The 18,291-nt window shown below is 62.9% G+C and carries 15 protein-coding genes; 9 read left to right on the plus strand and 6 right to left on the minus strand.

Annotated features, from left to right (window positions below; translation table 11 throughout):
* Nucleotides 1-106: 106 nt before the first annotated feature.
* The 4 genes from KP001_RS07630 to KP001_RS07645 form a co-directional block, all read right to left on the minus strand.
* Nucleotides 107-604 (minus strand): DUF4124 domain-containing protein, encoded by a 498-nt coding sequence (locus KP001_RS07630; RefSeq protein ID WP_217288934.1) that lies wholly within the window; start codon nt 602-604, stop codon nt 107-109.
* 62 nt (nt 605-666) lie between these two features.
* A complete protein-coding gene (locus tag KP001_RS07635) occupies nt 667-1,011 on the minus strand; it encodes a histidine triad nucleotide-binding protein (RefSeq protein ID WP_217288935.1) in 345 nt (114 codons plus the stop codon).
* Between the two features lie 38 nt (nt 1,012-1,049).
* Nucleotides 1,050-1,814 (minus strand): TlyA family RNA methyltransferase, encoded by a 765-nt coding sequence (locus tag KP001_RS07640; RefSeq protein WP_217288936.1) that lies wholly within the window; start codon nt 1,812-1,814, stop codon nt 1,050-1,052.
* Between the two features lie 123 nt (nt 1,815-1,937).
* Entirely contained in the window at nt 1,938-3,779 is a 1,842-nt protein-coding gene (locus KP001_RS07645; RefSeq protein ID WP_217288937.1) for a UbiD family decarboxylase, read from the minus strand.
* Between the two features lie 166 nt (nt 3,780-3,945).
* Between KP001_RS07645 and KP001_RS07650 the strand changes: the two genes are divergently transcribed.
* The 6 genes from KP001_RS07650 to nhaD all read left to right on the plus strand — a co-directional run bounded on the left by KP001_RS07650 (nt 3,946) and on the right by nhaD (nt 13,062).
* Nucleotides 3,946-6,462: a PAS domain-containing sensor histidine kinase gene (locus tag KP001_RS07650; protein ID WP_217288938.1), complete on the plus strand. Its 2,517-nt coding sequence runs from the start codon at nt 3,946-3,948 to the stop codon at nt 6,460-6,462.
* A 139-nt stretch (nt 6,463-6,601) separates the two neighbouring features.
* Nucleotides 6,602-7,975, plus strand: coding sequence for a sigma-54-dependent transcriptional regulator (locus KP001_RS07655; RefSeq protein WP_217288939.1), 1,374 nt, complete (start codon nt 6,602-6,604; stop codon nt 7,973-7,975).
* Between the two features lie 504 nt (nt 7,976-8,479).
* Nucleotides 8,480-9,490: a TRAP transporter substrate-binding protein gene (locus tag KP001_RS07660; protein ID WP_217288940.1), complete on the plus strand. Its 1,011-nt coding sequence runs from the start codon at nt 8,480-8,482 to the stop codon at nt 9,488-9,490.
* 75 nt (nt 9,491-9,565) lie between these two features.
* On the plus strand, nt 9,566-10,240 hold the full coding sequence (locus tag KP001_RS07665) for a TRAP transporter small permease (RefSeq protein ID WP_217288941.1): 675 nt from the start codon (nt 9,566-9,568) through the stop codon (nt 10,238-10,240).
* Nucleotides 10,237-11,616: a TRAP transporter large permease gene (locus KP001_RS07670; RefSeq protein WP_217288942.1), complete on the plus strand. Its 1,380-nt coding sequence runs from the start codon at nt 10,237-10,239 to the stop codon at nt 11,614-11,616. The genes KP001_RS07665 and KP001_RS07670 overlap by 4 nt, the downstream gene beginning before the upstream one ends.
* Before the next feature lie 162 nt (nt 11,617-11,778).
* Nucleotides 11,779-13,062: a sodium:proton antiporter NhaD gene (nhaD, locus tag KP001_RS07675; protein ID WP_217288943.1), complete on the plus strand. Its 1,284-nt coding sequence runs from the start codon at nt 11,779-11,781 to the stop codon at nt 13,060-13,062.
* Nucleotides 13,063-13,236: 174 nt separating this feature from the next.
* Here the strand turns inward: nhaD and KP001_RS07680 are convergent, their stop codons facing one another.
* Nucleotides 13,237-13,797: a YcbK family protein gene (locus KP001_RS07680; protein ID WP_217288944.1), complete on the minus strand. Its 561-nt coding sequence runs from the start codon at nt 13,795-13,797 to the stop codon at nt 13,237-13,239.
* Between the two features lie 163 nt (nt 13,798-13,960).
* Here KP001_RS07680 and KP001_RS07685 point away from each other — a divergent pair, with 163 nt between their 5' ends.
* Nucleotides 13,961-14,272, plus strand: coding sequence for a hypothetical protein (locus KP001_RS07685; protein ID WP_217288945.1), 312 nt, complete (start codon nt 13,961-13,963; stop codon nt 14,270-14,272).
* A 68-nt stretch (nt 14,273-14,340) separates the two neighbouring features.
* Here the strand turns inward: KP001_RS07685 and KP001_RS07690 are convergent, their stop codons facing one another.
* Nucleotides 14,341-15,033, minus strand: a complete 693-nt coding sequence (locus tag KP001_RS07690) for a response regulator (RefSeq protein WP_217288946.1) — start codon at nt 15,031-15,033, stop codon at nt 14,341-14,343.
* A gap of 441 nt (nt 15,034-15,474) precedes the next feature.
* Between KP001_RS07690 and KP001_RS07695 the strand changes: the two genes are divergently transcribed.
* Together KP001_RS07695 and KP001_RS07700 are read left to right on the plus strand one after the other, a co-directional pair.
* Complete coding sequence (locus KP001_RS07695; RefSeq protein WP_217288947.1) at nt 15,475-15,789, plus strand: PilZ domain-containing protein; 315 nt, start codon at nt 15,475-15,477, stop codon at nt 15,787-15,789.
* 49 nt (nt 15,790-15,838) lie between these two features.
* Nucleotides 15,839-18,067: an HYR domain-containing protein gene (locus tag KP001_RS07700; protein WP_217288948.1), complete on the plus strand. Its 2,229-nt coding sequence runs from the start codon at nt 15,839-15,841 to the stop codon at nt 18,065-18,067.
* Nucleotides 18,068-18,291: the final 224 nt, after the last annotated feature.

Raw genomic sequence — 18,291 nt, forward strand, 5'->3', positions numbered from 1 at the left:
CCCAAGCACAAGGGGACAGGCACCTGGCGGAGCCAGTCCCCTCCTTCGGGGAAGAGCTTTAAGGTGGAAAAACACGCATCGCTAATAGAGCCGACGGAAACGGGAGCTACTTTCTGAAGTCTTGAGGGACGCCGAGACGGTCCGCGGTCTCGCGCAACTGGTCGAGCCTTTTCTGCTGCGCCTGGACCCGGTCCTCGGCATACCTGATGCTGTTCTGAATGGAGAGGTAGTCGGATCGGTTCATGCGCGAGGTGTCGGAGAGCCTCCCCTTGAGGGTGGCCAGGTCCGATTCCGCGTTCTTCAGGTTGAACTCGGCCTGCAGGAACTCCCTGCGCCAGGCGGCCTCGTCCTTGCCCCCGTAGACCTTCTTCCCCGCCTGTGCCTCGTCCGGCTTGGCCTTGGCGGGCTCGGCACCCCTCTCCTCGTTCACGACGGGGGCGGCACCTTCATCCCCCAGCCTCCTCGCCTTCTTGCGGTACTTCTTGGGGACCTGTCCCAGTTCATCGGCGAAGTTCACCGTACCCCTTTCGTCGGTCCACTGGTAGGTTTCCGCCACAGCGGACAGCGGGTAGAGCAGGAGCAACAACACGAGCAATCTCTTCATCTGAGCCTCCTTTAACCGTACCTTCCGGATCTGCACCTCGTACCGTCCCACCGCCGCACCGGCTAGCCGGGAGGCCACCCCAGCTTGCGCCCCGCCAGCAGGTGGAAGTGGATGTGCCAGACGGACTGCCCGGCGCCGGCGTTGTTGTTGTTCACCAGGCGGAACCCCTCCTGGTCGAAGCCGCGCTCCCGCGCCAGGGACGCCGCGACCCGGTGCACCGCGCCGATCAGCTGGTCGTCCGCAGGGGTGAGCTCCAGGGTGTTGACCACGTGTTTCTTGGGGATGATGAGGATGTGGACCGGTGCCACAGGGTTTATGTCCTCGATGGCGAAGAGGATGTCGTCCTCGTACACCTTCTTTACCGGGATGGCACCCTCCGCCATCTTGCAGAACAGACAATCGCTCATGATTTCCTCCAGTTGAATGTGCAACCCTCGAGCTTCGCTCAAGCGTCGGGCGGCTCCGGGACAGGACCGGCGTTGCCGCGTTTTTGCAGGTGGATCAGGAACTCCTTGTTCCCCTTTGGGCCGAGGATGGGCGACTCGCAGACGCCGAGGACCAAAAGCCCCAGCCCCTGGGCCAGGCCGGTCACGTTGTCGACGACCTCCTGGTGCTTCTTCTCGTCCCTGACCACGCCCCCCTTCCCGACCTGTCCGCGTCCCACCTCGAACTGCGGCTTGATCAGCGCCACGACGGTGGCGTCCTCCTTGATGAGGCGCAGCGTCGGGGGGAGCACCTTGTCCAGCGAGATGAAGGAGGCGTCAATAACGGCGAGGTCCGGGAGCTCCGGCAGCGACTCCAGGTGCCTGATGTTGGTCTTCTCCAGGTTCACCACGCGGGGGTCTTCGCGCAGCTTCCAGGCGAGCTGGCCGTAGCCGACATCGACCGCGTAGACCCGGCTGGCGCCGCGTTGCAGGAGGCAGTCGGTGAACCCGCCGGTGGACGCCCCCACGTCGACTGCGACGAGTCCCTCCACGCAGATGGCGAAGCGGTCCAACCCCTGGGCGAGTTTGAGTCCGCCCCGGCTCACATAGGGAAGCGGCTCACCCTTCAGGCGGATTTCCGCCTCCAGCGGCACCATGAGCCCCGCCTTGTCCGCGAGGTGATCATCCACCACCACCTGTCCCGCCATGATGAGCGCCTTGGCCCTCTCCCGCGAAGGCGCGAGCCCCCGTTCCATGACCAGCTTGTCCAGTCTTTCCTTCGCCACCGTTACTCCAAAGTCAAAATCGCGGTCACGCAAAGCCGCAAAGGCGCCAGGAAAAACAAGCCGCTGCTTTGGCTTGCCCTCTTCTTTCTTCGCGTCTTTGCGTCTTTGCGTGAGGCGGTTTGGTTAATACAACCCGTGCAGCGGCCCGCCCGGCGCCGCCAGCTGGTCCACCCTTTTCTCCACCGCCGGGTCTTCGATCAGCGGCGGCGCGTGGTGCGGCTTGATCCGCGCGTCGATGATCAGGGGGCCGCGGCACCCCCACTGCTTGCAGACGGTGCTCGCGCCGACTCCGTAGATGTCCGCGGCGGGGTCCGACCGGGTGAAGGTGACCCAGAGGAAGTTGTTCAGCTCCGCCGCCGTGAAGCGGCTGTCATCGCAGACGACGATGAGCGGGAAAGCCTCCAGCCCCTCCACACCTTCAAGCTCCGCGCAAAGGGCTTCCATCTGCACGTCCGGCTCCCCCTTCAGGGTGCGGCAGGCAGGCCCCTGCACGGCGACGACGCCGGGAAGGCACAGGGCCGGCTCCGAGAAGCCGGGGGCGAGTCTCAGGCCAGGGGGGAGCTCGGTCCCGAGCGAGCGCCGCTTCTCCCCAATCGCCGCGAACACCACCTTGGAGCCGCTGTTCAGGCCGGACCCGGAGTAGTCCAGGGTGTCCATGGTGGTGGCGGTCTGGAAATGGAGGTCGCGGCGCAGGTCGATCCGCTCCAGGACGTGCCCGAGAAACGCCGGGATGTCGTGGATGTCGAGCCTCGGCGCGTCCTCGTGGGCCGCGATCATCAGATACTTGGCCAGTGAGAGCTGCCCCTGCCCCAGCACCGCGTTGGCGATGGTGAGAAGCTCCTGGGGGGTGCGCCGCTCCCCGTACGGGACGTAGCGCTCGCTCCCCATGGCGAAGAGAAGGGGATGCACCCCCGCCGCGTCCACGGCGTGCACCGCCTTCACCCCGGGGATCACGGTGGGGATCAGCGGCCCGGTGAGCTCGTGGATGAAGGCGCCGAAGGAGGTGTCCTCCTGCGGCGGGCGCCCCACTGTCGTGAAGGGCCAGATGGCGCCGTCGCGGTGGAAGACCTCCTCCACCTTCAGCACCGGGAAGTGGTGCGCCAGGCTGTAGTAACCGAAGTGGTCCCCGAAGGGCCCCTCGGGAAGGGTCTTGGTGGGGTCGATGACGCCGGTGATGCAGAAGTCGGCCTGGGCCGGCATCGGGAGCTTCCCCTCACGCCGCACCATCTCGATGCGGTGCCCGGCCAGAAGCCCCGCGAAGGAGAGCTCGGGCATCCCCTCCGGGAGAGGCATCACGGCGGCCACGGTCATCGAGGGGGCACCCCCGACGAAGATGTTGACCCGGAACGGCTCCCCCTTCGCGATCGCCTCGGCATGATGGAACCCGATGCCGCGATGGATCTGGTAGTGGAGCCCTATCTCCTCGTTCTCGCGGTACTCCCCGCCGGAGAGCTGGACCCGGTACATCCCCAGGTTCGAATGGCGCAGCCCCGGCTGCAACGCGCTCTCGGAGTAGACCTGCGGCAGGGTGATGAAGGCGCCGCCGTCATCGGGCCACGACTTCAACTGGGGGAGTTTGTCGATGCTGGTGCGGTTGGCGAGGATGGGGCCGTCGCTCACGTTCTTGGGTAGCAGGTGCCACGCCGCGGGAACGGCACCCGCGAGTGTCGCGGGCTCGCGCAGCGCGCAGCGGGGGTCGACCTTGAGCTTCACCAGGCGCTCCACCGCCTTCAGGGTGTCGCGAAAGATGTACCTGGTCCGCTCCAGGGTTCCGAACAGGTTGCCCAGCATGGGGAAGGAACTCCCCTCGACCCTCGTGAAGAGGAGGGCCGGACCTCCCGCCTGGTACACCCGTCGCTGAATGGAACCGATCTCCAGTTCCGACGAAACTTCGCAGTCGATCCTCACCAGGGCGCCGGTGCGCTCCAGGTCCGCCACGCAAGATGCAAGGTCTTTATATCCCAACCAATTCCTCCACCGCTTTCGAGCCTTATTGCCGCATTATCTTTTAATGCACCCCCGCAACCAAGTCAATATAAAAGACCCCCGTCCCGGGCGCCTCAAAGCAACGCTGTTCGCCACCGCCGTTTTGTGCTAACCTGCTGCCCTGATTGCCATGCGGGGGAGCCTCTTGCCACGTTTCACCATCTTCAAAAAGATCCTGGTCATCACGCTGCTGCTTTCCCTGCTGCCGCTTTTGGTCTCGTCCGCCATCCTCCTGCTCAACCTGCAGTCGACCAGCGCCAGGCTCTCCACCGAGATCAGCCAGTCCGACGACAGGCAGGCGGTCGAGTCACTGCAGATGAAGGCGCGGGACCTGGCGGAAAACATCAAGGACTTCCTGCACCAGTGCGAGTCCGACCTCCTCTTTCTCTCCCGCTCGCCCCTCTCCCGCTCCGCGCTGCTCGACTTCTACCAGACCCGGCTTTCCGAGGTGTGGCAGCGCGGCGCCAGTTCCACCGCGGCTCAGGGGACGCACGAGTTTCTCCCCGTCTACCGCTCCATCGCCCTCATCGACAAGAACGGCAGGGAGCAGGTGGTGATCCGCAACGGCCGCTTCCTCGCCAGGGACCAGCTTGCCGACGTCTCCAACCCCGCCAACACCGAGTTCAAGAGCGAGACCTACTTCCACAAGGTGCGCGCCCTGAAGCCCGGGGAGATCTACGTCTCCCACCTGACCGGGTTTCACGTCGGCAAGCAGGAGCAGCTGGCAGGCGCACCCGACCCGGAGAGCGCCTACGACGGCAGGATGTACCAGGGAGTGATCCGCTTCGGGGCGCCGCTGTTCGACGCCAAGGGGGCCTTCAACGGGATGGTGCTCCTCTCCCTGGATCACCGGCACCTGATGGAGTTCACCCAGCACATCGACCCGGGCAGGAACGCATCTTCGCTCTTTCCTTCCTACCAAAGCGGCAACTACGCCTTCCTCTTCGACGACGAGGGGTGGATCATCACCCATCCCAAGTTCTGGGACATCCGGGGCGTCGACCCCGCAGGGAAGCTGGTCCCCCCCTACAACGCCCGATCCACCAAGGCGGAGATCGACAGCGGCCGCATCCCTTTCAACCTCGACCACGCCGGCTTCGTCCATCCGGGGTATCCGAAGGTCTCGGCCGCCGTGCGCGCGAAGCAGGAGGGGTACGTCGACATCACCAACGTCGGCGGCGCCAAGAAGATCATGGCCTTCGCCCCCATATTCTATGACACCGGGGAGTACGCCAGGTACGGCGTCTTCGGAGGAGTCACCATCGGGTTCCAGGTGGACCGCTTCCACGAGGCCGCGCGCAAGGGGGGGCGGCTCATCGCCAGGCAGCTCGGGGAGCACCGCAGAACCAGCGGGGTGATCATCCTCCTGACCGCCCTCGTCTCCGCGCTCTCGGCGTGGCTGCTGTCCCGTGGCATCAGCATCCCGCTCAGGCAACTCACCCAGAGCGCCGGCAAGCTCGCGGCGGGCGACAGCGCCGCGCGCGTCGCGGTCAACTCCGCCGACGAGATCGGGGTCCTGGCGCAGACCTTCAACACCATGGCCGACGAGTTGGACCGCCGCAAGATGAGCCTTCTGGCCACGCTCGACGAACTGAGAAAGTCGCGTCGCGAGATCCTTGACGAGCGCAACTTCAAGGCGAGCGTCCTCGAGAGCATTTCCAGCGGCATCGTCACCTTTTCACCCGAAGGGTTCCTCACCTCCATCAACCGGACCGGCAGGCTCTTTCTCGGAGACCACGTCACCGAGGGGATGCATTTCCGCGAGGTGTTCCAGGGGTGGGGGGTCCTCGGCGACCGCATCGCCCACGTCTTCGCCAGCAACTCCGGCTACGGCCGGGAAACCTTCCGCTTCGACCATGCCCCGGGCAAGACCCACTTCGACGTCGGCTTCTTCCCCATCGGGCACGACTCCGAGCACGGGCTCACCATCACCCTGCGCAACGAGACCGAGCGGGAGAACCTGCACGAGGAGATGATGCGTCTTGACCGGCTCGCCTCGCTTGGAAAACTCTCCGCCGGGATCGCGCACGAGGTGAGAAACCCGCTCACGGGGATCTCGCTTCTTCTGGACGACCTGCACGACCAGGCGGCCTCCAACAGCGCAGACAAGGAACTGATCAAGAAGGCACTGGCGGAGATCGAGCGGGTGGAGAAGCTGGTCAACGCGCTTTTGAACTATTCCTCGCCGGTGCGCGCGGAGTTCCGGGAGTGCGACCTGAACCGGCTGGTCAACGACACCGTGCTGCTGCTGCGTCGCCCCTGCGAAAAACAACAGGTACAGCTCCTGCTGGACGAAGGCGAAGTCCCTCCGTTCAGGCTCGACCCGGAGAAGATCAAGCAGGCGGTATTGAACATAATAAAGAACGCGCAGCAGGCGCTCCCTCGAGGGGGACGCATCGAGGTGCGCACCGCGGTGCGCGACCGTCACGCCGTAATAGAGATTAGCGACGACGGCCCCGGTATCGCCACGGAGGATCTCCCCCTGATCTTCGAGCCTTTCTTCACCAGGAAAGGAGCCGGCACCGGGCTCGGCCTCTCCATCACCCAGCGCATCATCGAGGAACACCAGGGAAGGGTCCGTGTAGAGAGCGCGCCGGGCAAGGGCACCCGCTTCACCGTGGAACTGCCACTTGGCGGGCAAGGAAAAGCTGAACGGCCGTGACCGTCCCAGCCCCTCTCCCTCTGGGAGAGGGTGCCCGAAGGGCGGGTGAGGGCTACCGGCTCCCCTTCCCCCTCGCGGAGGGGGAGTGAATCTTGACGGATGTGCGTAACGTCACAGTGGTCACGATATAAAGGAACCCATGGAAAAGATACTGATCATAGACGACGAGTCCTTCATCTGCGAAAACGTGCAGCGCATCCTCTCCAGTGAGGGGTTCGATGTCCTGGCCGCCAGCTCGGGACAGCAGGCCCGCGACGTGGTCTCAGCAGAGGAGATCGACCTCGCCCTTCTGGACCTGAACCTCGGCACCGAGGACGGCATCGACGTGCTGAAAAGCCTGAAGGAGATCGACCCGGAGCTCCTGGTGATCATCATCACCGGCTACGGCTCGGTGGAAACCGCGGTGGAATCCCTCAAGCTAGGCGCCTTCCACTACATGAAAAAACCGTTCAAGGCCGACGCGCTCCGGCTCATCGTGAAGCTCGCCCTGAAGACGCAGACCCTGAAGCGGGAGGTGAGAAAGCTGAGGCGCGGCGACGGTTCGCTGCCGGGCTCCTCCCCCATCATCGGCAAAAGCGAGGCCTTCAACGAGGTGGTGGCCCAGGTGCGCGAGATCGCGCGCATGTCGTCGACGGTGCTGATAACCGGCGAGTCCGGCACAGGCAAGGAACTCGTGGCCCGCGCCATCCACGACCTCTCCGACCGTAAAGACGCCTCCTTCGTCGCCATCAACTGCGCCTCCATTCCCGCCACCCTCCTGGAAAGCGAACTATTCGGACACGAGAAAGGGTCCTTCACCGGGGCCGGCGCGAGAAAGAAGGGCCTCTTCGAAGAAGCCCACCACGGCACCATCTTCCTCGACGAGATCGGGGAGATGGATATGGCCATGCAGGCGAAACTGTTGCGGGTGCTGCAGGAGAAGAGCATCCGCAGGGTCGGTGCGGTCAAGGACATCGACATCGACGTCCGCGTGGTCGCGGCAACGAATCGGGACCTCATGCAGCGCATCGCCGAGAAGAGCTTCCGGGAGGACCTCTTCTACCGTCTGAACGTGTTCCCGATCCACATCCCCCCCTTGCGGGAACGGACCGCCGACATCGCGGCACTCGCCAGTTACTTCCTGGACGACTTCAGCCGTTCCTTCGGGCGCCAGTTCCGTGACGTGTCACCCGAAGCCCAACGGCTCATGGCGCAGTACGCCTGGCCCGGCAACGTGAGGGAGCTCAGGAATGTGATCGAGCGCATTTGCATCATGCGCAGCGGCCCCACCCTCCTGCCTGAGCATCTGCCGTTGGAGATCAGGAGCGGCAGCGGCGACGCGCCCGCACCCGGCGGGGCCGGCGCCATAGCGGTCCCGGATGGGCTGGGGCTGGAAGAGGCGATCTGCAGCATCGAGAAGTCGCTCATCGAACAGGCGCTGCAAAAGAGCGGAGGGAACGTGCTGCAGACGGCCGCGAACCTCAAGATCCCGCGCGGCACACTGCGCTACAAGATGGACAAGTACGGCCTCTAGAAATCCGTGTCCGTTGGCGATCGCCGCCCCCCGGCGGCAGTCGCCACTCTCGCCCCTCTCTTCTCGCGCCGCCCATCACTCCCATCACTCCCATCACTCCCATCACTCCCATCACTCCCATCACTGCCCCCTCAAAATACAACAAGGAATGCTACGTCACCCCCTGTGCCCCCTCAAAAACCGCCCCAATTAGCTCCCCCCAATGGCCTCACCGCGGTGCCGTTTGCCTTCGAACCTCCTTCTAATCTTCGCCTCGCCCCTTCCGCTGGCAGATATCCGCCAGCGCGGTGGCGAATTTCAGCCACCGCAGAATGTTTCAACCATTATTCTGCAACAGCACCAAACGGCAAAACGGCAACTTGCGCGAGCGAACACGTGGCACCGCTGTTGCAACAGAACAATGTATCGTAAACGCGCGCACCCTAACGCCGCGGCAGCACAGAGCGCAACAGCTAATTAAACATCACTTACAACCGCAGCAACCAACTCAAGGAGGAGTACCGTATGAACCTGAAAGCCTGTTTGAAAAGTCTGGTCATGGCCGCAGCCCTTGCCCTGCCGATGGCCGCATTTGCTGCACCCGCACCCATCGTGATCAAGTTCAGCCACGTCGTCGCGCAGCACACCCCCAAGGGGCAGGCTGCCGACTACTTCAAGAAACTGGCCGAGGAGCGCACCAAGGGGCGCGTCAAGGTCGAGGTCTACCCGAACAGCCAGCTCTACAAGGACAAGGAAGAGATGGAGGCGCTGCAGCTGGGCGCGGTGCAGATGCTGGCGCCATCCCTCGCCAAGTTCGCACCGCTGGGCGTCAAAGAGTTCGAGGTCTTCGACCTCCCCTTCATCTTCGACAACTACCAGGAACTGCACAAGGTTACCCAAGGGCCTGTTGGCGCCAAACTCCTGAAGAAACTTGAGCCCAAAGGGATCCTCGGCCTCGCCTACTGGGACAACGGCTTCAAGGTCATGAGCGCCAACAAGCCGATTAAGAACGTCGCCGACTTCAGGGGCCAGAAGATGCGCATCCAGTCCTCCAAGGTGCTCGATTCCGAGATGCGCTCGGTCGGGGCCATCCCGCAGGTGCTCGCCTTCTCCGAGGTGTACCAGGCGCTGCAGACCGGCGTCGTCGACGGCACGGAGAATCCCCCCTCCAACCTCTACACCCAGAAGATGCACGAGGTGCAGAAATACGTCACCCTCTCCGACCACGGCTACCTCGGCTACGCGTGCATCGTGAACAAGAAGTTCTGGCAGGGGCTGCCGGCCGACATCCGCACCATCCTGGAAGGGTGCATGAAGGACGCCACCAAGTACGCCAACGACGTCGCCAAGAAGGACAACGACGAGGCCCTTGCCGCCGTCAAGAAGTCCGGCCGCAGCCAGCTGATTTCCCTGACCCCGCAGGAGCGCACCGCCTGGAAGAAGGCGATGGACAAGGCCCACAAGGATAACATGGGTCGCATCGGCGCCGACATCGTCAAGGAAGTCTACGCGGCCACCGGCTACAACGCCAACTAACCTCGACTTACCTGTGCGTCCCGGCCGCCGCGCACGCGCGGCGGCCGTTTAAACGAGTTCCAGGAGAAGCCCATCATGATGAAGTATCTTGACCATCTTGAGGAAATAATCATCACCTTCCTCATCGCCGCCGCCACGGTGATCATCGCCCTGGCCGTCGGCCATCGCTATCTGTCCGGCCTGCCCATCCCGGCACTGCAGGACTGGCTGCTGACCATTAACATGAGTTGGGCGCAGGAACTCTGCATCTACATGTTCGTCTGGATGGCCAAGTTCGGCGCCGCCTACGGCGTCAGAAGCGGCATCCACGTCGGCGTCGACGTCCTCGTCACCCGCCTCCCCGATTCCTGGCGCAAGGTGACCGTGGTCCTCGCCATCCTGGGGGGCGCACTCTTCACCGGCCTGATCGGCACGCTGGGCGCCAAGTTCGTCTGGGAGAACGGCATGCACTACGCCGTCTTCAACAAGCTCGGCATGAACGTGGCGGAACTTATCGAAGGACCGATCACCCCTGACCTCGAGTGGCCGACCTGGATCATCTATTCGGCCGTTCCGCTCGGGTCATACCTCATGTGCTTCCGCTTCCTCCAGGTCGGCTTCGCCTTCCTGCGCACCGGGGAACTGCCGCGCCACGACCACACCCACGTCGACGGCATCGACGAGATCGGCACGCTCGATTCCACCGAGGCCCTGGAGGAGTACGAGCAGCACAAGTTCAACCACAAGGATGCGCAGGGGGGTGTGAAATGAGTACTGCAGTAGCTGGCTGGGAACAGTTTTCCAAGAAAAAGGCGGCGACCTGGCTGTTGGTCATCGCCGTGATCCTTGGAGCGATAGCCACCCTCGGCAGCACGGGCATCGTCTTCGCGCTCCTGCTGGCGCTCATGCTGACCGGCATGCCCATCTCCATCGCCCTGGGGCTCACCGTCCTCACCTTCCTCTTCTTCTTCTCGGAGGTGCCGACCGAAGCGGTGGCGATGAAGCTCTTCACCGGCATAGAGAAGTTCGAGATCATGGCGATCCCGTTCTTCATCCTCGCCGGCAACTTCCTGACCCACGGCGGCGTCGCCAAGAGGATGATCAACTTCGCCACCTCCATGGTCGGCCACTGGCACGGCGGCCTCGCGCTCGCCGGCGTCATGGCCTGCGCCCTCTTCGCGGCGGTCTCCGGCTCGAGCCCGGCTACCGTCGTCGCCATCGGCTCCATCATGATGCCTGCCATGGTGCGCGCCGGCTATCCCAAACGCTTCGGCGCCGGGGTCATCACCACGTCGGGGTCACTGGGGATCCTGATCCCCCCTTCCATCCCGATGGTGGTCTACTGCGTCGCCACCAACTCCTCGGTCGGCGCACTCTTCATGGGCGGGGTCATCCCGGGTCTCATGCTCGCTTCGCTGCTCGGCCTGGTCGCATGGTGGCGGGCCAAGCAGGGGAACCTCCCCCGCATGAAGAAGGCAACCTGGGGCGAGCGGGCCAAGGCGTTCCGGGACAGCATATGGGGCCTGTTCCTCATAGTCATCGTCCTCGGGGGCATTTACTCCGGCCTGTTCACCCCGACCGAGGCCGCCGCCATGAGCGCCGTCTACGCCTTCGTCATCGCCGTCTTCGTCTACCGCGACGTCCCCTTCAAGAAGGTCCCGAAGGTGCTGCTCGATTCCGCCAGCATGTCGGCGATGCTTTTGTACATCATCACCAACGCCGTGCTCTTCTCCTTCCTGATGACGCACGAGAACATCCCGCAGCTCATGGCCGACTGGATTCTCGGCCACAACCTGGGCGTGGTATCCTTCCTTTTGGTAACCAACGTGCTCCTGCTCCTGGCCGGCAACGTGATGGAGCCATCCTCCATCATCCTGATCCTCGCCCCGATCCTGTACCCGGTCGCCATGAAGCTCGGCATCGACCCGGTTCACTTCGGCGTGCTGATCACGGTGAACATGGAAGTAGGCATGTGCCACCCGCCGGTGGGACTAAACCTCTACGTCGCCAGCGGCATCACCAAGATGGGGATATCGGAGCTCACGGTCGCCGTCTGGCCCTGGCTCCTGGCCATGCTCGGCTTCATGCTGCTCGTCACCTACGTGCCGATCATCTCGCTGTGGCTGCCACGGGCGCTCGGCTACTAAAGCGGCCATACAGCGGCAACAACGACAAAAGGGCCTGTCCAGTCGGACAGGCCCTTTTGTCAACCCCGGCCCGGCGTCAGCGCCGAAAAACCTTTACCCTCTCGCTGACTTGCGGTATCAATGCCAGGTTCCCTTTAGCGCTACATCGAGGAAGACACGCCCATGACTCCACTGCTCGTAGCAATTTTCCTGGTCGCCTATGCCGCCATCGCCCTTGAGCACCCCATCAGGATCAACAAGTCCTCCTCGGCGCTCCTTGGGGCCGGGCTGCTCTGGTCCGTGTATGCACTCTTGGGTCCCGACAGCCACTTGGTCGTGGATCAACTGAACGAATCGCTGGCCGCGACGGCACAGATCGTCTTTTTTCTGATCGGGGCCATGACCATAGTGGAAGTCGTCGACGCCCATAACGGCTTCGAGGTGATCACCACCCACATCAAGACCAGCAAGCTCTCCTCGCTTATGTGGCTGGTCGGATTCGTTACGTTCTTCCTGAGCTCCGTCCTTGACAACCTCACCACGACCATCGTGATGATTTCGCTGATGAAGAAGCTCCTCGACCGCCATGAAGACCGGCTCTTCTTTGCCGGCCTCATCGTCATCGCTGCCAATGCCGGCGGCGCCTGGACCCCCATCGGCGACGTGACCACCACCATGCTCTGGATCGGCGGGCAGATCACCACGCTGCAGATCATGAAAGGCGTGCTCGCTCCCTCCCTGGTGAACCTCCTGCTGCCGCTGGCCGTGGTCGCCTACCAGCTCAAGGGGCGCGAGGTCGTGGCTCCGGTGCGCCTGGAGAACGGCGACATCCCCCAGACCACCCTCTTCGAGCGGAACCTCATGTTCTTCCTCGGCATCGGCATCCTGGTGAGCGTGCCGGTGTTCAAGACCATCACCCACCTCCCCCCCTTCATGGGGATCCTGCTGGGGCTGGGCGTTCTCTGGCTCGCCGGGGACCTGGTGCACCGCAACAAGGAGGAGATGGACAGGCGGCACTTCACCCTCGCCCACGCTCTGGAGAAGATCGACATGAGTTCCATCGTCTTCTTCATCGGGATACTGCTGGCGGTGGCTACCCTGGAGCACACCCACATCCTTGCTTCCATTGCCGCCTGGTTGGACCGGACCGTTGGGCGCCTGGACCTTATCGTGACCCTTATTGGGCTGGTGAGCGCGATCGTCGACAACGTACCGCTGGTGGCTGCCAGCATGGGGATGTACAACCTGGCACAGCACCCGGCGGACAGCTTTCTCTGGGAGTTCATGGCGTACTGCGCGGGGACGGGCGGCTCGATCCTGGTGATCGGCTCGGCTGCGGGAGTCGCAGCCATGGGGTTGGAGAAGTTACATTTCTTCTGGTACGTGAAGCGGATCAGCGGCCTCGCCCTGCTTGGCTACTTCGGCGGCATCGGCGTGTATCTGCTCCAGGCCAGGCTGTTCGGCTGAGCCCCCGGCCACGGGTGCGCCCCCTCTCCTCCCCCGTATAATCACCCTCAGTCCACACTATCCGGAAAGGTTCGTCTCCTCCTCGGGGTTCCTCAGATACAGGAGCGCGTGGCTTGCGGCATCGGCCTTTTCTTAGGGAGCGGCGGGGGCTCGGCCTGCCCTGGGCGAACCGCTCTACCAGGTCCTGAAGAACCCGGAGTCGATGTGCACGAAGCCCGACTGGGGGTAGTACCCTACCCCTCCGGCGGCGAGGGCCATGGCGGTGCGCCTGATCGTGTCGAGACGGATGGTCGGTATGGCGAGATCTATGGCCATCCCCTTCATGTGCAGGCTGTCCTTGGCCACCCCTTTGGAGGTGCTGCGCAACCGGGCGTTGTATTCCGGAGAGCGGTAGCCGGAGATTATGTGGATCTCGTTCCCCCCGCCCAGGCTGTTGTCCAGCCGGTTCAGGTACTCGAGCACGCGGAGGTCCATGGCGGTGGTTTCGTTGGTGTGGTGGCAGCGGAAGATCCAGTTGAGAGCCTGGAGGGCGTCGTCGCAGTATTCGCCGAGGCTGTTGCGGTAGGTGACGGTGAGCCTTTCCCTGCAGTTGACGTTGTAAAGAGAGAGCTTCCCCTCGGGCGCCCCGCCCCCTTCCATGAACTTGGCCAATGCCGATCTGGCGCCCAAAACGGTGGCGGCGAAGAAGGCGGAGGACTTGAGGAACATCCGGCGGCACAACATTTTATCTTTCACATAAACTCCTATGAATCGACGGGTTAGCGCCGCAACGCTATCCTTTGCTACCACAAAGCCGTCATCCATGTCAACCCCGGGAGCAGGTTTAACTTGCTAATGTGCACTTGTGTGTTTTGCTCTCCTCGTCGGCACCCAATAACCTCCATGAGGGGGCCTGGCCATGAGAATACCGTACGCCACCAAGACTACGGCACTGCTATCCGGAATGACCCTTGCCCTGATGCTCTCGACCGGCGAGTACCTGACCGGCCCGGTAAGCGCCCTTTGCACCATAAGCGGCGCCATCTGGTTTCCGGTCTCCATCGCGGTGTTCGTCCATGGCAAGCAGAGCATCGAATACAAGATCCAGTCGCTGCGCGGGGAGCGCCCTTACATCGATATCCCAAAGGACATCACGCCGCGGGCGCTGGTCTGGTTCTCATCGACCCTGGCCACCGCTTGGCTCCTCAGCCTTTTCTACCAGCACCCCTGAACGCAGGAAGGGAAGCCCGATGACGGACTCCCCTTCCCTTGAAACTCTTGGCGCATGGTACCCCGAGATCAATCGAACATCGGCTCCGGGTCCGACTCCAACGCGCTCCTGATCGCCTTGATCATCTCCACCGGTGAAAACGGCTTCTGGATCAGGTGGAAGTCCTCCTTTGCATGCAGGTGGTCCGGGCGGTACCCGCTCATGAAGACGGCCTTGGCGCCGGGGTTGACCTTCTTGATCTCCTTGAAGCAGCTGATGCCGTCCTTGCGCGGCATGACGACGTCCAGCACCACCAGGTGAATCGGGCCGTTCTCCTTGTACTTCTCGAGGGCGTCCTGACCGTCTTCAGCCGTGATCACCTTGTACCCGTAGCTAACCAGGAAATCGGACAGCATCTCGCGGAGCTGCCTTTCGTCATCGACGATCAGGATCGTCTCCGACCCCTGGTAACTGTTGTTGATCTTGTTCATCATGATCTCCATGCTGCTGATCCAGTCGATCCTGGACCCCTCGGCACGCAGCCGGTCCGGCGTGTTGATCTTCAAGATGAATTCCGTTTCGTAGATGATGCTGGACGCGGAAGTGTTGAGGGCACTGGCGAGGGCGAAGATGGAAACGAGGCTTGGCTGCTGCTTCCCTCCTTCGATATTGGAGATGAACTTGCGGTCCAGGCAGCTGGACATGGACAGCTTGTCCTGGGATAGATTGCGCTCCCTTCTCAACCTGCGGATCACAATGCCAAAAGCTTCTTCAATAGTCATTAATACCCTCCACATGGGAAGCTTTTATAGCAAATCTTCATATAAATTGCTGTAGACAATTACCCCCACAAATTAAAGCTAGTTGTGATGATATTGGCTGTTCCATTATCCGCAGCGAGGCAACCCGCTCCCCCGTGAATCATCGCCAGCGGCAGCCCGCATCCCTCAGCGTGTGTTGACCTCTTCGGCATCGCCTCACAAACATTTAATCTATAAAAGCATAGATATACTTTAAACACCATCCATTCTTCACCGCCGCCCCACTCATAGCTCCTCCTCACCAGCCATGCATCCCTCCGCTTCCCCCGGCAGACAGAGCCACGTCTATATCCAAAGTTATAGATAATTATGCCCCGCAGTATATTCAATTTCTTGCAGGTTTGACGTATCAATAGACCATCTATAACCAGACGCCCCCCCTGCGGCTGTGGGATGTGCCATATGAAAATCTTCGCTGAGAGAAACTCGGTCCGCTTTAAAGGGGAAATCCCTCTGGAAATAAAGCATGGAACCGGGATCACCCGCGATTTCAGCTCCTGCGGCCTCTACTTTTTCACCGATCAGCAGATCTGTTTGGGGGAAACCCTGGAACTGGTCATGCTGCTGGAGCACCAGAACCTGGGTCAGATGGTGAGGCTGCGCTGCGAGGCGGACGTGGTCCGGGTCGAGCCGGAATGCGACCGGTTCGGAGTGGCCGTAGCCATTACGAGGCACCTGGTAGACACGGCGAGAGACACCCCCGCTGGTCGGACCTAGTTACGACAACTGCTATGACGTATCGTCACATCACAAGGAGGAACCGGAGATGAAGAGAGAACTGCTGTCAGCGATCGCCCTCGTGGCGCTCGCCTCCCCCGCGATGGCGGGGCAGAGCTGCGATGTCATCCCCCAGATATCACCTGCGGATCAGTCGGTGAAAGAACTGGACCCCAGCGGCAACCCCACGGTGGTGAAGCTAAACGGGCAGTCGTCGAAAGACACCACCAAGTACTTGTGGGTGCAGACCAGCGGCCCCGCAGTCACCCTGCAGGAGGCGACCTCCGCCCAGCCGACCTTCGTCGTGCCGGAAGTCGGCCCCTCGGGGGCTACTCTGACCTTCAGGCTCGATGCCAGCGGCTGCTCTCCCCTCCAGACCAAAAGCCTCACCACCACTGTGAAGGTTGCCACCACCAACCAGGCGCCCGTGGCAGCGGCTACCGTTTCGCCTGAGGTCGTCTACGAGGGGACCCCCTTGGTCACGCTGGATGGCAGCGCCTCTTCCGACCCCGACGGGAACCCGCTCAGCTATGTCTGGTCCCAACTGAGCGGGCCCGCTGTGACGCTGCATGCCGACGGCGCCAAGGCGACATTCGCCGCCCCCGCCGACGTCCCGTATCCCGACGGCGTTTCACTGAGCTTCAGGCTGACCGTCTCCGACGGTACCCTCTCCAGCAGCACGGACAAGATCGTCAACGTGCAGTGGGTGAACGAGCCGCCCAAGGCTGTTCTCGCCTGTCCGGAAACCGTCAACGAAGGGGGCTCCCTCGTCCTCGACGGCTCCGGCTCCTCCGACAGCGACGACGGCCTTGCCGCCTACGCGTGGATCCAGCTCCAGGGGACGCCCAACGCGGATCTCCCGGACTACGATCCGGCCACGGCGGCCAGGCTGGAATTCACTGCACCCCGTCTCGACTCGCCCAACAACAAGATGGACTTCAGGCTGCAGGTGACCGACTACGGCAAGCTCACCCAGGACGCAGTCTGCACCGTGAAGGTGCTCGACGTCACCGCTCCTGTGATCGGCGACGGCCCCGGCAACCTGACAGCAGAAGCGACCTCTGCGGCGGGCGCCGAAGTCACCTTCACCGCGCCGACCGCGACCGACAACGTCGACGGGGTCCTCGCCGTCTCCTGCACCCCCGCCTCGGGCGCGACCTTCCCGCTGGGTACCTCGACCGTCACCTGCAGCGTTTCCGACGCCGCCCAAAACGGAGCCAGCAAAGAGTTCTCGATCAAGGTCCAGGACACCACCGCTCCCGCGGTAACGCCCCCGGCACCCGTCACCGCCGAAGCCACCGGTCCGACCACCGAGGTCGCCATCGGGACCGCCAGCGCCACCGATGCGGTCGGCGTCAAGGCCATCACCAGCAACGCGCCGGCCAGCTACCCGGTGGGCGCCACCATCGTCACCTGGTCGGCGAGCGATGACGCCGGCAACGTCGGCAACGCCACCCAGTCGGTCACCGTGCGGGATACCACCGCGCCGGTGGTGACCCCTCCCGCGGCGGTCACCGTTGAGGCAACCGGCCCCAGCACCAGCGTCGTCATCGGGAACGCAAGCGCAAGTGACGCGGTAGGGGTCATCAGTCTGACCAGTGACGCGCCGTCTGTCTTCCCGGTCGGCACCACCGTGGTCACCTGGGCCGCCAAGGACGCCGCAGGCAACACCGGCACCGCGCCCCAGTCCGTCACCGTCCAGGACACCACCCCTCCGGCACTCAAAGGCGTGCCGAGCGGGCTCACCCTGATCACCGGCCAGGCCGCGACCTATGAGCCGACCGCCACCGACCTCGTCGACGGCGACGTCCCGGTGCTCTGCACCCCCGGCTCCGGCTACAGCTTCGCCCTCGGCACCAGCACCGTAACCTGCAGCGCCAAGGATAGCCATGGCAACCGCGCCAGCGCCAACTTCAACGTGACCGTACAGTACGGCTTCAACGGCCTGCTGGCACCGTACGACGCCAACAAGTCATACAAGGTCAAGAGCGCTATCCCGCTGAAGTGGCAGTTCACCAACAACACCGGCGCCGTCCTCGCCAGTGCCGGTGCGCAGCCCGCCGTTACCATCTACCAGGTGAGCAGCGGCGTCGCCGCCGAAGACGCCATCACCCTGGACGATGCCGGCGCCAGCGGTCTGCAGTACGACAACCTGACCAACACCTGGCAGTTCAACTGGAAGACCACCGGGCTTTCCGCAGGCATCTATAACGTCTACATCCAGAGCACCCTTACCGGGCAGAAAATCGGCCCCTTCCCGGTCAAGCTCGCGAAGTAGCAAGTCCGGCAGCACACAAAGAAGGGGAGGCGGGGATCATCCACGCCTCCCCTTCGCACGCCCCCCTGGTTCTCCAGACGGATTGTCCGGACCCTTCCGGGATCCCTCTCATCGACCCGAGCCTTAGGTGTGATGATCTGATTAGGAGATTTTTGCTATGTCCAGTCAGGATTTTCGAAATGCGGCTTATTGTCTACTGAAAATAAAATCACCATAGCTATAAT

This window comes from Geomonas subterranea, from assembly GCF_019063845.1.
GTDB lineage: Bacteria > Desulfobacterota > Desulfuromonadia > Geobacterales > Geobacteraceae > Geomonas > Geomonas subterranea.

Coding starts and splice junctions, on each gene's coding strand:
- KP001_RS07700 (WP_217288948.1), top strand. CDS start 15,839: ATGAAGAGAGAACTGCTGTCAGCGATCGCCCTCGTGGCGCTCGCCTCC.
- KP001_RS07690 (WP_217288946.1), bottom strand. CDS start 15,033: ATGACTATTGAAGAAGCTTTTGGCATTGTGATCCGCAGGTTGAGAAGG.
- nhaD (WP_217288943.1), top strand. CDS start 11,779: ATGACTCCACTGCTCGTAGCAATTTTCCTGGTCGCCTATGCCGCCATC.
- KP001_RS07655 (WP_217288939.1), top strand. CDS start 6,602: ATGGAAAAGATACTGATCATAGACGACGAGTCCTTCATCTGCGAAAAC.
- KP001_RS07635 (WP_217288935.1), bottom strand. CDS start 1,011: ATGAGCGATTGTCTGTTCTGCAAGATGGCGGAGGGTGCCATCCCGGTA.
- KP001_RS07660 (WP_217288940.1), top strand. CDS start 8,480: ATGAACCTGAAAGCCTGTTTGAAAAGTCTGGTCATGGCCGCAGCCCTT.
- KP001_RS07665 (WP_217288941.1), top strand. CDS start 9,566: ATGATGAAGTATCTTGACCATCTTGAGGAAATAATCATCACCTTCCTC.
- KP001_RS07670 (WP_217288942.1), top strand. CDS start 10,237: ATGAGTACTGCAGTAGCTGGCTGGGAACAGTTTTCCAAGAAAAAGGCG.
- KP001_RS07630 (WP_217288934.1), bottom strand. CDS start 604: ATGAAGAGATTGCTCGTGTTGTTGCTCCTGCTCTACCCGCTGTCCGCT.
- KP001_RS07685 (WP_217288945.1), top strand. CDS start 13,961: ATGAGAATACCGTACGCCACCAAGACTACGGCACTGCTATCCGGAATG.
- KP001_RS07695 (WP_217288947.1), top strand. CDS start 15,475: ATGAAAATCTTCGCTGAGAGAAACTCGGTCCGCTTTAAAGGGGAAATC.